The sequence below is a fragment of the Adlercreutzia sp. ZJ304 genome, from assembly GCF_011039075.1.
Classification (GTDB): domain Bacteria; phylum Actinomycetota; class Coriobacteriia; order Coriobacteriales; family Eggerthellaceae; genus Adlercreutzia_A.
In genome coordinates this window covers 66,279-79,043 of sequence record NZ_JAAKEG010000006.1, presented here as the reverse complement: position 1 = coordinate 79,043, position 12,765 = coordinate 66,279, and the positions used below count along the sequence as shown (strand labels likewise).

Below are 12,765 nucleotides of genomic sequence, written 5' to 3'. Positions count from 1 at the left end.
ATTCCTTCTTTCAACAAGCGCATCCACTTGTTAACGGTCTGTTAAAAGACAAAGCTCGTTATTTATATCTTCCATTCCGCAGACAGAAAGCTTCTCGGTGCTATAACCTTCTTGAAATCCGGGACCATCCAATGGATAAGAAACAAAAATATCTTTTACGTCATTAGAACCGCATTCTGGGCATAATTCTTTATCCAATTCAGCATAGGAGGATAGAATATCGAACTCTGCTTCGCAGTTATTACACTTCATGTGAAATGTTGGTTTTGTATTAGGAATATGCTTTTTTTCACAAACTGTATTTGCACACGTTCCTATGCATTCATTTGGTGTCCCGTTCACAAGCAAGCACCTTTCTATTGGAATTTTATTAAGATTAATGAATTTCCAAGGCCTTCTGTAATTCATTAATCTCGATTTGATCGAGTGATTTACAGAGACGTACAATTTGCTTTTCTTGCTCATCTTCAATTACTTTGCATACCACAGCATGGAATTTGATTTCAAGGTCTTCCCATGTAGCTGGATCATCAAAACCACCACTAGCGGTTTCTTTTAGAAGCGATACTGTTTTCCCGTTATCATAGGCTATTTTGACTATGCAAGGAGCCAATATTCCCTTTTGTTTTACGATATCTTCAAGACGCTCATCAGTGTGCATATGTACTTTAGGCATAAAAGCGCGCACTTTTGGATTTCCTACATTTTCATCTTCAAAAGAAACTGGTGAGCATTCGCCAGTTATCAACATTGACGCAACATTGTATTCAAGGCTGAATTTTGCTTCTAATCCTGTTTTTGGATCTGAGTAAATAAGCTGTGTTGGTACAACAGGACGCATATAACAATCAATAGATTCAATTGAATCAAAATCAATTCCGTTATCTTTTACCAATTGTCGAGCAGCTTCGATCGGAGTATGCGCCATCGCACATGAAGGATAAAGTTTAAAGAATTGATGACCGAGTGTTTCTGTATAATCTCGACCAAGCCAATCAAACGCTTCCATGGTGCCGTCAGTAAAATTCATTGTACTGAAATAACCACTCTTACCTTCCATGGCATCTTCTGCAGCGTCATAGCCATTTTTTGCCAAAATACAAGCAAATAATGCTGCAGATGCAGCATTGCCCGCATGATAGCTTTTGCACATTGTTCCAAAATTCTGGCGAATACCACCAACACTTGAACTTGCAATTCCAAATGCATTTACGATTTCATTCTCAGAAAGCCCCATAATCTTAGCCACAGCGCAAGTGGCTGCTAAAGTGCCAAAGGTAGATGTAGGATGCCATCCTAGGTTATAGTGAGCCCAGCCAGCTGCACGCCCAAGCGAGCAACTAACTTCAAAGCCAACAATAAACCCTTCGAGCATTTTTACTCCACTTGCATTCACATACTCTGCTGCTCCATAACATGCCGGAACAAGTACGCAGGAAGGATGTGTAGTTGATAAAGAAGAATTATCGTCATAGTCGGCAACATGAGCCGCTACGCCATTAATTCGTGCTGCCAAAACCGTTGCCATATGTTCATCAAAACCCAGAACAAGAGATGGACCAGTGGACCCCATCTCGTCGATAGTCTTTTTCATTAACCGGACAGCAGGCTCATTTTTAGCGCCAAGAGCTAATCCTAACGTATCAAGGAAACATTGTTTCGCTCGTTCAACGCCTCCTTCATACACATCGTCTATTCTCATGTTCGTAACATATCGTGCAATTTTTCGTGATATTGCGATTTTTTGATTTTCGCTCATATAATCACAGCCTTTTCAAAACGATTGAAATTTGATTGCTATTCAAAACGTTCAGTAGTAAATCTATATCGTCGAACTTTACTGTTTTTCTTCGCACCAGCATTTCGTAATGCTGCCTCATATTGCCTTTCAGTATTCGCAATGCTAGGCGCATTGGCGACAATAATGCCTTCTGTTTGGCGATACTTTACAAGCACTCCGTAGCTATTACAGTCATACATGCTCATATCTGAAACTGGTTCAATAGAGGTAACCAATTCCACTACAATATCTATTTCTCTGAGTTCTTTTCTACTAATTGGACCAATATCGTTTTCGATAACAGCCGTCAACGCATAATCTATGATGTCGTGAGCTGCACTGAATTCTGTGGGATCAGGGTTGCCGTAAAATCCTCTCCATTTTCCATTTTTTACTAATGAAATAAATACACCCGAAGGCTCCATAAGAGCTGGAATAGATGAAGGAGGCGGGTCATCGAGAGTTTCTCCAGTTCTAAGGTAGTAATCGATGGCCTTTCGAGCAAGACGTACGGGTTCAGATTCACGCGATCTTTTGTCCGCTGTAAGTTCCAAAGAACGTGCCTTGATTGCTGAATTGGTAGTCTTGCTTTTCTTGTTAGTGTGAGTAAGTGAAGCAACCACCATTCCAATACCAAAAGTATGCTCGTAAGAAAGAATATCACCCGAGAACTTCATGCTATTGCCAGTTCCATAGAGCATAGCGATGGCATCTACTCCACACTGACCCACATGATTCCTTCTTGCGTAATCTAAAGAGAGTAGTTTATTTACATTTCCATCCAGTATCGACTGACACACTAATCCATTGAAAATTAGACCATCTTCAACATAACCATACGGACTATCTTCTGTTGTTTTGTGGGATAGCTCGGCACTTGCGATGATTACATACGTTCCTTCTAGCTGTTGAATAGTGCGTTCGATAACTGTGCCGCAGAGATAATGATCTGAAGGAGGTAGATCACTAAGAGAAATAGTTACCAGTCGATAATCTTGCCAAAACTGTTCTACGAAATAGAGAGGGATATAGGTAGCAAGATCGAAGCTTCCGTTAAGCTTGTGCTTACGACGAAGTCTTGGATTGTTTTCAAAGGTGGTAATAGGGCAACTATTTCTCTTACCAACTTCTACGAGTTTATCTATAAAATTCCACGCTGGTTCTTTTTTTATCATATGTTGACGGAAGGAAAACTCCCCCGTATTTCCATACATAATTTTCCGCTTAGGAACGTAGAAATAATTTCCTACTGATGGGGCATGAGCGCTGATAACAATTATTGTATCTGGTTTTAGCTGTCCTATCCTACTACCAATTTCTTCACAAGCAGTAGTAGTTTGTGTCGCTTCTTTATAATGGCCTTTGCTAAGCCATGGAATAGTATTGGGACTATGTGGCATTATAAAACGCCCAACGATGGTTCTCATGACAGATTCCTAAATAGCAAACTAACGATTAGTCTTGATATGCTTGTGACGTTTGTTTCTCGTCTCGAAGAATTTCTTCCAAAATCGAAGATCCGCAGTCAGTACAGCTGCATTGATAACCACCAGAATGATACCAATCAGCACTATTTGCCAAAACTCCACGATACTTCCTCCTGTTTTGCTGTGGGTCAGTACCTATATACTGACCCACAAGCCTTGTAGATTAGGTTGACTACCTTAACGTGGAATGAGGATCTCGCATTTGCCCTTTACTTCACCAAGACGTTTGACCATTTCTTCAATAGTTCCATATTCGATACAGAAAGCCAAGCAATGCTGTACGCAGGAAGGCTTTTTTCCTTCTTTTACGCGATCTGCGCAAAAGTCACATTTCTCAGTAATGTAGGGAACGAAATCCCACATCCAGCGCCCATTTTCGAGTTTTTGAGGAGTAGTTTCTTGCACCTTGATTCCCCATTCACCTAGAGGCAAATTATGCGATTTTTTACATGCAACTTCGCAGGAATGGCAACCAAAACAATACTCATAATTGACTAATAGAGCGTTATCCATTTAGGTGCTCCTCTCCATACTCCGGATATAACCAACGACCCTCTTCAAAAAGTCCACCAGTAGGTCCAAATTCATCGAGGCTATCTACGCGATAAATTTTGCAAATCATATCCTTATGAATGGATCCAAATCCAAGAGCACTTACGCAGCTATTTGGAAGTAATGTATTGATATTAGATTTCCAATTGCCAAACAAATTAGGTTCGGCACCTTCTTGCTCTGGGTACCACCAACCATGAGATGCATGAACAATTCTCTCAGGAATCAAAGGAGTGACACGGGCCTTTTCAATAGCATGACCAAACATGTTTTCAATGCAAACCCAGTCACCATCTTGAATACCATGCGCAGCAGCAGTTTCCGTATTGATGCTTACCACTGGATACATATCAATCTCACGCAGTGTTTCTAGCTGACGATGCTCTGAGTGGAAAGAGGTGAGCTTACGACCTCCTGTTGTGAGTATCAAGGGATATTCTTCAGCTAATTCAGGTTGGCTATAAGGGCTGTAATGAGGCTCTTTATAAAACGGCAGTGGATCTTCACCAAACAATGGGTAAATAGTTGATTTCAGCTCACACTTACCAGTTGTGGTTTCAAATCCTGGTTTTCCGTCTGATCTCAATCCGCCTGTCTCGTACTTTTTGTATGTAAGATCCGGTGAATACGTAATATCATGCTGAAGTTTATCCAAACCGAAAGGGAAAGCTAACTTTAACTGCTCATCAAAGAACTCTTCTGCAGTATCCCACGGCCAAGCATCAGGGTTGAAACGTTTTCCTAATGTGATACATACCTCAATATCAGACTTGCATTCGCCAACTTGTAAAGCCTTATTCATTGCACCCATGAAATGTAGATTGCGTCCAAAGTGTGGAGTAACTACACCCACATGCTCTGCATGCGATGCTAATGGCAAGAATATGTCTGCTAAAGCAACGGCAGTTGGTGTCATGAATAGATCGGTTACTACGTTGAACTCAAGTTTCTGTAAAGCCTTATACCAACGCTGTGGCGCTACGTTGCAAGTAGCAGTCAAGAAATTTGAGCTCTGGAAAAATCCCATGCGCAGAGGATAAGGCTCATCGGTTTCTAAGGTCTTAAGCAGCTCGTCAGGTTGTGCGGTGCTCATAGCGTTCAAGAATCCGGGGTACTTTTGACCAATACGAACTTGATCAAACATACCCTCATCAAGATACTGTGCGGTATCGAAGCGCCATTTGCCTAAGAATACGGTGCGTGGCCCCAGTGTTTGTCCGCCCGGGACATCCAAATTACCGGTAATTGCCATCAAGGAAAGTACTGCTTGACCTGCTTGTCCACCAGTGGAAGTCTGGTCAAAAGCGAGTCCCCATTGAATAGCGGAAGGATGGTTCTTTGCATAAGCATACGTTACATCATAGATGAGTTGTTCATCTATCCAGCAAATATTAGCTACACGCTCAGGAGTATATTCCTGTACGCGTTCACGAAGATCTTCAAAACCATAGCACCAGTTCTCTACGAAGTCATGATCATAAAGATCCTCATTGATGATGATATTAAGCATAGCCAAAGCTAATGCAGCATCAGTACCAGGTCTTAACTGCACATGATATTCAGAATGTGCTGCCAACCAAGTGACTTGTGGATCAATAGAGATGATCTTGGATCCACGTTTCATCATGTCAATGATAGAGAATCCGGGAAAACCATCAGGATTTGAATAAAGTGGTTGTTTTCCCCAGCAAATAATATATTTTGGTACTTCGTAACCGGGATGATCATAGCGGTCTGCAAAATACCCCGCAAAATCGACCTCTGGATAGCCAGTTCCAAACAGATAGTACGCAATAGAACGGCGAGGACCGTAACAAGCAAATCCAGACATAGCAAAGCATGCGTTTGGAGTTCCAAACACGGCAAAAGCTAATGGGCAATAATAAAGGGTAGCTTCGCGACCAGTGCCAGCAAAAACTACTACAGTTTGCTTTCCGTATTTTTCTTGAAGCGCCTTGGTCTTTTCATAGATTTCATCAATTGCTTCATCCCAAGTGATGCGCTCCCATTTGTTTTCTCCACGTTCTCCCACACGTCTCATTGGGTAAATAATGCGTTGAGGATTATGAACATACTCTGGAAGATCGAGACAGCGTACGCACAAACGACCCTGAGAAATCGGATGCGCTTCGTCACCTTCTACATCAATAAGCATTCCATCTTTCACGTGCAGTTTTACGCCGCATCCAACTGGATGATCTCCAGGAGGAGACCATGCACATGATCTCACCACATAATCATCTTGAGTACCAGAAACATAAGGTTTACTAAGATCTATATCCATATCTCTGTTATCTCTTTCTCCTCAATGTCCTAAAAACATATTTATAGACATCTATATTTGCTCATCGCGAAGCTGGCTTTTCAACTAAATTGCTTCTTTCTTTGTAATTTTTGGAAGTAGCAAAGCGGTTAAACCAGCTAATATCATTGCACCACCCATTGCCAAGAACGCCCATTGGAGTCCTACAGATTCCCATAGAACAGCAGTAAGCATTGGGCCAAGATAGCGACCAATAACCGCATAGGTTGCTACCACCCCTGCGCCTGTGCCTCTGATTTCTCCAGGAATATAGTCAATGTTGATGGCATTTTTAACTGACATGGCACCCAGACCAATACCCATGAAAAACACTATAACGTACATGATTATGATGTCTGCACCATAGGTAAAGCAGAATACGGCACCAAAAACTCCCCATGTGAAGCATGCTCCGGCCATAGCCCATTTACGAGGAATGCGGTCAGATAAGTTACCCCAGAAAAGCTGACCAATGAATTGTGCAATGTTATAGATGGTTACAGCGAAACCAGCCATTACCGCATCTTGACCCAATTCGCGGAAAGATGTAGCAAGGTAGGAATTAGTTCCGGAGTATGCAAACTGGAAGAAAATATACATGATTCCAAGAATCCAGATGTTTTTTAGCTTGAGCGCATCAAGATAGGCACGAATTCCTGGCTTCTTTTCTTTTTCTATTTTCTTTTGATCTTCAACTTGAGCACGTACTTCTTCTTCTGGACCAAAAGGAAGAAGCCCTTTATCGGATGGTTTATTCCTCATGATAAGGATATAAACAACAGCAATTACCGCAGCAATTATGCCTACAGTAGTCAACGTGGTACGCCAACTGTTTGTAGCAATAAGAATTTGCGGGACCAACACGCCAATAAGTGCGCCGCAGAGAACGCCACCAACATTAGCAATGGTCATGCCAAAACCACGGCGGGAAGGTGTAAACCAATTACCAATAAGTTTCGGCAATGATGCAGCGGCCATGCCGCCAATCATAAATCCCATGATGCTGTATAGCAAAGTAGCAACTAAAAGATTCGTGGATAGCAATGCAAACAGAATCATGAATAAAGAGCCACCAAGACCCATAATGGCGTACGTTGAACGCGAGCCAATTCGGTCATTTACCCAACCCCAGACTATGCCACTAAGAGCATATACGATACCGAAAGTTGAAGTAATAACACCTGAATCTGTTTTTGTTAATCCTGTACTCTCTAGGAAGTCAGGTATAACTTGCGAGAACGAACTTTGACAAAAAATTAAGGTAAATTGGGTCAGCATGCCTGCAAATGCTACTGCAATAGCATAGTAAGATACTTTCCTTTTTATGTCTTCTGGCATTTGTAAACCTTTCGCAATATAACTGGAAATATCTACTTAACCTGTCAACTCAGTACTCAAAAATATTTATGGATACTGAGCGACTTAGAAATCTCCCCCTTTCACTAAAAAGACTATTAAGCTTTCCTGCCTAGCCTAGGATTAGCAGTAGGCTTCTCTTCTAATCAGCTGATCTTTAAGCAAATGGTAATTAGATTTAAAGATTCACACTTTTTAATAAAAAAGTTTTTGAGAATGTTTTTGAAAAATGTCTCATTATGAATATTTGATTTGCGCTTATTGGAAACTTATGAGATAAAACTTCGACTTAACTATTGTTTATAGATATTTTTGTCTCATTTTGAATTACTATGTCCATAGTAATTCAATGGGGTCGAGTGATTGCGCTTGAGAGGCATATTTCAGCCTCATATTTAATAGAGCGTTGTTAATTCTAAGGAGACTTTGTTGGCAAATTCTATTCGTTCAAAACCTACAATCGAAGCTTCTTCTTTAGTTAAGACTATGCTTTCTATGGTGGAGTTCGGGCTGGTAATTACTGATTCCTATGGAACAATTGTCGCTGCAAATGAAATTGCCCAAAGACTAATAAATAATAATAATAATTCGCCTAAGCAACAAAATATACGGTCATTTATAAAAGATTGCGGTGCTCTTATCGATCAAATTCTTAGTAGTAAAACACTGAAGAATGTAGAATTTGAATTTGTAAATAAAACCTCTGATGCAAGTTCTTTGCGTATAAATGCATCTTTAATTAATGATGCATCCCTATCAGGATCTTTTATCGCATTTAGTTTTATTACTGCATCCGAGGAAGCACTTAAGCCAGATAATGCATATCGATCAAAAAACAATTTTGATGAATTAATAGGTCAAAACCACCTTTTTATGGCTGCTAAAGAACGTGCGCAATCATTGTGCACTGAACCATCTATGAACATCTTGATAATGGGCGATTCTGGAGTAGGGAAAACTTCATTTGCGCGTGCAATTTGCAATGGAACTGCGCCCAATGCATCTTTAGTGGCGTGCAATTGTTCGACGTTACATCTTATTGATCCGGTCGAATATCTCTTTGGAAGTATGAATCACGGAAAAGCGACGCGAGGATTATTGGAAATAGCTAACGGTGGCACGTTGTTGCTTGGAAACATTGATGAATTGCCTCTGAACCTCCAGCCTCTTTTCGTTAGAGCTTTAGACCACCATGAAATTGTTCGTGATATGGATTTCAAAATAATACCTACCAAGTTTAGAATTATTGCGACCGCATCTACAAAACTTAGATCGTGCTTTGCGCTAAATAACGAGAAAAACGATTTTTTGCCAGAACTGTTTTATCGCATAGCTCAAGATGAAATTATGATTCCTTCTCTTTCGCAACGAAGAAATGACATCCCGTTGCTTAGCAAGCAAATTCTTATGAATCATCGTCCTTCAAAACATTCTCAAGCAACAACTATTTCCGATTCCGCGCTTCAGGTTCTTACGAAGTATTCTTGGCCTGGTAATATTAGAGAATTGGAAATAGTGCTTACTTCAGCTAGCACTATTTGCCGAAACAATATTATTACTACCCATGATCTACCAGACTATGTTTGTGGAGATAATTATGCCGGTCAAGCTGATTCGCAATCACTTATGAGCAATATTAATATCGCTCAAATGAGGGATAAACATATAGCTAGTGTATTGCAGTCAACTGGTAATAACGTAAGCAAAGCTGCTGAAATTCTTGGTATTGGAAGATCGACTTTGTACAAATATCTTAAAAAACGAATTTAAAGAGGTTTTTAACAAATGCAAGAATCTATCTACTTAGAACAATACAAGCAAGAAAATGATGGTGTATCTTCACTATGGTTAAGTCTTTTTGAGATTCTTGGTCGATCAATGGATGTTTTAGCTTTTCTTGTTGACTCTAGAGGAAATGTAATAGCTAGACATAATTTTGGATCTTCTTTAATACAGGATCAGTCATTTAATAAAGTCAATAGAATTCAAGACCTTCCCAATATGAAAGCTGAATTGGTATCTCTTGTACTTCAACGTTACCCCATAAGTAATATTGTGTTATACGGAAAGATTCCTCCGTATCGATTTTCAAGTAGACCAATACTGCAAAAAGAGTCTGATGAATCTTTTGTATCTCTTGTATTAATTAGATCTGCTTTTAAGTATATAGACTTTGAACCATCCGGTCTTAAATTATCAACCGGTCCAGATATGATAAATGAGTCTAATCCTGATCATTCAAATTTAAGCACGTTTTTTGATATTGTGGGCACCAGTCCAAACTTGTCTTCAGCAATCACAAGATCTCTTCTTTTTTCTCCCACAAATAGACGAATTTTAATTGTTGGTGAAGTGGGTACTGGAAAGCAACTTTTTGCTGAGGCTATTCACACCGCTTCAAATCCTGCAGGGCTATTCCTTAAAGTGAATTGTGCCTCATTGAATGCAAAACATGCCATAAGATTTCTTGCTGGGTTTCAAGAAAATAATATTACTCATCTTGGGGCTTTATCAAAAATTAATGGAGGTACTCTTTATCTAGACAATGTTGATATGTTAGATCCTGACGTACGTCCAATTTTCATACAGATATTTGATGAAAATCTCATTAGACCTCTTGGAAGTACACATTCAATTCCCGCTAACTTTCGATTAATTACCTCTATGAACAGGCAAATAAATAAAAAGGCACGCGATAACTTTTACTATCACATTGCGCATGAAGTTATTTTGTTACCTCCTCTTCGAGATCGTCCGGTAGATATATTGCCTTTATCAACATTAATTGCAGAACAGTTTCTTGCAAAAAGAGGGAAAAAGCCATTAGCTATATCTGAAAAAGCAGGAGAAGTTCTACTCTCTTATGATTGGCCTGGCAATATCCATGAGCTTAAATCTGCTATTAAACATGCATGTCGCGTATGCGAAGAGGAAATAATTACCCAAGAAGATTTACCCACTCATATCATCTATGCTGAATCTCGAACAGATAAATCTAAACTAAAGTTGCTATCGCTTAAAGAACAAGAACGCGAACAGATTATCAGGGCCTACGAAACAGCCGGTCACGATATGGTTCAGGCTGCTCAAATTCTTGGTATGAGTAAAACAACTATATATCGACGCCTTAAATCTTATGGTTTATGTTGATAATCACGGCAGAGCCTGTTCTAATGAAGTGTCCTTCTTGGACTGCCGCGAATGTTGCTGCGGCGCACGCGGGGATAGCCGGGGCTACAATGCCAAAGAACGGGATGGCGAAAGGCACAAGAAACGTTACGAGCCCTGCAACTTTATTGGCGGTGGTATGGAGCATGACCATGCGCTTTGCCACCACAAAGCCACTTATCACATTTGCTATTTTCACAACAGCTATCGCTGCGACCCAAATCCACAGCCACGGCGGCATCGAGACAACGGGCAGTATCTTAACCAGACAAACGATGACGAGAATAAGATCCGCAACACTGTCGAGCATGGCGCCAAGCTTGCTTTCCGTACCCGTCCTTCTTGCCACAAAACCATCGAGCATGTCCGTTAGACCGGCAATGGTGTAGATGATAAGGAAGGCGGGCGAGAGAGCGACCGGTATTAGCAGCGCGACGCTAAGCGCGATCCTGCATATGGTGAGCGCGTTCGCCAAACCCCTCGCCTTCCAAACTTTTACCTTGATCTTCTCAATATTGTACGGCACGGGGCTGTTTATGACGCGGGCATACAGCTTTTCGCTGGCAACGATTTGCGCATATATGTACTTCAGGATTGGCGCGGCGGGGGCGGCGGGTATTTGACCATTGCGTAAGTTTTTGTGGAGAAGTGCTTCTTGACGAGTCTCACATTACCATATTTTCGTCTGGATTTGCAGTCTTGAACTGGGTACCTCTTCGCGGTATTAGACATTGACCGCGATTTGGGAAGGGGCTGTGCGTATGGGCGCAAACGCTTGGCTCGCCATGAGGATGGTGGGTGGAACAGAGGATATGCTGGACGAGTTGAACAGGCGGCTCGCCGTAAGCGATATGGCTATCACGGGCGAGGATGTTCGTATTCTGGCGGAGCGTAGAGCCGAGTCTCTTGCGGAAACAGAGCGTGTGGAGTTCGGCACGCCCGCCATTTTTGCGATCGCTGAGGCTGTTGCTTCCTCTCCGAGTATCGCCCAAGATGTAGTGGTGGACACGCTTGCCGACCTGCAGGATGCGTTTTACGCACTTCGGGACGAACTGCCGGTTGACGTGCCCGACGCGGAGATTACCGAAGCTCTGCGCGGCTGCCTAGACGAATGGGGCGATGCCGCTATGGTCGCTTCGATGTCGGCGGATGAGGTCATGGGCTTTTCTGCTGAATATGTGCGGGCAGCTGAAGCAGAAGGATCTGAGGCGTACTGCATAGTGGATAACGAAGGGCGCATGTATACATTCGATGCCGCCGAATGGGACTACAACGAGCAAGCCGACGGATGGGATGGAGAGAGGTGGGCTGATGGTTGGGACGATTAGCAGATATGGGCTCACCCCCGACATTGACAGGGCAAGGGAAAACTTCGCTCGCCTGATGATGCACGTAGTCGATCTGTACTGCGCAGGTGGAACATCAAGTATATCCGCTTACGAGGCACACGAGCTGGCAACGTCGGTGGTCTACGCGCTGGGCATCGCAGACGCCACGCCCGAGGAAGCCGCCTGCGTTCTTAACGCGGACGACCCCGTTGCGCTCTGGCATGAAGCTATTCGAGAGCTGGAAAGACGGATGGATGATGCGCTCATCCTCTGGCGCAAGGCTGTGACCACCATGCCGCCCATTCGCAACATCGCCCTGAGGGATACGTTGGCTAGTCTGGGCGAGATAAAGAGACGCTACGACGTATATTTCGCCGCGCACGAGGTCCCCGGCGACATCGATTATCAGCTGAGCGCGCCCGTGAACTCAAACCTCATAGGCATCGACTACGTGGAGGCGTGGCTTGCACAGCTTCTCGCCGAGGTGCGCTGGATCGCGCAGTTCGAAGTGAGCAGTTGCATCTCTGTGCTTGAGAGAATTTGTCCCGACTACCGCGGCTTGCACGTGAACCTCTACGATCTGCTGCTTCCCCACAAGGACGAACTGGCGCCCGTTGCATGTAAGGCGCGCGATGCACGCGATGTGCTTGGTTCGAAGTATTCGCACCATCACAATATGGATGTTGAGATGGCGCTGAATGTAGAATGTCACTTATAGGTGACAAGAATGGTGAAGTGCTGCAACTTTCAATTGGTGGATTCGCAAGAAAAAGCCCCATAGAATTAACCGGG

11 protein-coding genes are annotated in these 12,765 nt (G+C 42.5%); 4 read left to right on the top strand and 7 right to left on the bottom strand.

The window, feature by feature from the left end; translation table 11 throughout:
- Positions 1–30: 30 nt before the first annotated feature.
- The 6 genes from G7Y46_RS04610 to G7Y46_RS04585 all read right to left on the bottom strand — a co-directional run bounded on the left by G7Y46_RS04610 (position 31) and on the right by G7Y46_RS04585 (position 7,459).
- On the bottom strand, positions 31–342 hold the full coding sequence (locus tag G7Y46_RS04610; protein ID WP_165252808.1) for a zinc ribbon domain-containing protein: 312 nt from the start codon (positions 340–342) through the stop codon (positions 31–33).
- Positions 343–376: 34 nt separating this feature from the next.
- Positions 377–1,759 (bottom strand): MmgE/PrpD family protein, encoded by a 1,383-nt coding sequence (locus G7Y46_RS04605; protein ID WP_165252806.1) that lies wholly within the window; start codon positions 1,757–1,759, stop codon positions 377–379.
- Positions 1,760–1,797: 38 nt separating this feature from the next.
- The gene (locus tag G7Y46_RS04600; RefSeq protein WP_165252804.1) at positions 1,798–3,207 is read right to left on the bottom strand and encodes an AMMECR1 domain-containing protein; all 1,410 of its coding nucleotides are present in this window, start codon (positions 3,205–3,207) and stop codon (positions 1,798–1,800) included.
- Positions 3,208–3,444: 237 nt separating this feature from the next.
- A complete protein-coding gene (locus tag G7Y46_RS04595) occupies positions 3,445–3,780 on the bottom strand; it encodes a 4Fe-4S dicluster domain-containing protein (protein WP_165252802.1) in 336 nt (111 codons plus the stop codon).
- The gene (locus G7Y46_RS04590) at positions 3,773–6,103 is read right to left on the bottom strand and encodes a molybdopterin-dependent oxidoreductase (protein WP_165252800.1); all 2,331 of its coding nucleotides are present in this window, start codon (positions 6,101–6,103) and stop codon (positions 3,773–3,775) included. The genes G7Y46_RS04595 and G7Y46_RS04590 overlap by 8 nt, the downstream gene beginning before the upstream one ends.
- A gap of 84 nt (positions 6,104–6,187) precedes the next feature.
- Positions 6,188–7,459 carry an MFS transporter gene (locus tag G7Y46_RS04585; RefSeq protein ID WP_165252798.1) on the bottom strand — a complete coding sequence of 424 codons (1,272 nt, stop codon included), beginning with the start codon at positions 7,457–7,459 and terminating at the stop codon, positions 6,188–6,190.
- A 447-nt stretch (positions 7,460–7,906) separates the two neighbouring features.
- Between G7Y46_RS04585 and G7Y46_RS04580 the strand changes: the two genes are divergently transcribed.
- Both G7Y46_RS04580 and G7Y46_RS04575 read left to right on the top strand, forming a co-directional pair.
- Entirely contained in the window at positions 7,907–9,247 is a 1,341-nt protein-coding gene (locus tag G7Y46_RS04580) for a sigma 54-interacting transcriptional regulator (protein WP_165252797.1), read from the top strand.
- Between the two features lie 15 nt (positions 9,248–9,262).
- Entirely contained in the window at positions 9,263–10,627 is a 1,365-nt protein-coding gene (locus tag G7Y46_RS04575) for a sigma 54-interacting transcriptional regulator (protein WP_165252795.1), read from the top strand.
- On the opposite strand, the gene G7Y46_RS04570 is transcribed toward G7Y46_RS04575, so the two are convergent.
- Positions 10,605–11,171, bottom strand: coding sequence for a CDP-alcohol phosphatidyltransferase family protein (locus tag G7Y46_RS04570; protein WP_206214169.1), 567 nt, complete (start codon positions 11,169–11,171; stop codon positions 10,605–10,607). The two genes, G7Y46_RS04575 and G7Y46_RS04570, sit on opposite strands and share 23 nt — an antisense overlap.
- A gap of 235 nt (positions 11,172–11,406) precedes the next feature.
- On the opposite strand from G7Y46_RS04570, the gene G7Y46_RS04565 reads away from it, so the two are divergent.
- Together G7Y46_RS04565 and G7Y46_RS04560 are read left to right on the top strand one after the other, a co-directional pair.
- Positions 11,407–11,973 (top strand): DUF6323 family protein, encoded by a 567-nt coding sequence (locus G7Y46_RS04565; protein ID WP_165252793.1) that lies wholly within the window; start codon positions 11,407–11,409, stop codon positions 11,971–11,973.
- Positions 11,957–12,691 carry a DUF6179 domain-containing protein gene (locus G7Y46_RS04560; protein WP_165252791.1) on the top strand — a complete coding sequence of 245 codons (735 nt, stop codon included), beginning with the start codon at positions 11,957–11,959 and terminating at the stop codon, positions 12,689–12,691. Before G7Y46_RS04565 ends, G7Y46_RS04560 begins: the two co-directional genes overlap by 17 nt.
- Positions 12,692–12,765: the final 74 nt, after the last annotated feature.

Coding starts and splice junctions, on each gene's coding strand:
- G7Y46_RS04605 (WP_165252806.1), bottom strand. CDS start 1,759: ATGAGCGAAAATCAAAAAATCGCAATATCACGAAAAATTGCACGATAT.
- G7Y46_RS04600 (WP_165252804.1), bottom strand. CDS start 3,207: ATGAGAACCATCGTTGGGCGTTTTATAATGCCACATAGTCCCAATACT.
- G7Y46_RS04595 (WP_165252802.1), bottom strand. CDS start 3,780: ATGGATAACGCTCTATTAGTCAATTATGAGTATTGTTTTGGTTGCCAT.
- G7Y46_RS04590 (WP_165252800.1), bottom strand. CDS start 6,103: ATGGATATAGATCTTAGTAAACCTTATGTTTCTGGTACTCAAGATGAT.
- G7Y46_RS04585 (WP_165252798.1), bottom strand. CDS start 7,459: ATGCCAGAAGACATAAAAAGGAAAGTATCTTACTATGCTATTGCAGTA.
- G7Y46_RS04575 (WP_165252795.1), top strand. CDS start 9,263: ATGCAAGAATCTATCTACTTAGAACAATACAAGCAAGAAAATGATGGT.
- G7Y46_RS04565 (WP_165252793.1), top strand. CDS start 11,407: ATGGGCGCAAACGCTTGGCTCGCCATGAGGATGGTGGGTGGAACAGAG.
- G7Y46_RS04560 (WP_165252791.1), top strand. CDS start 11,957: ATGGTTGGGACGATTAGCAGATATGGGCTCACCCCCGACATTGACAGG.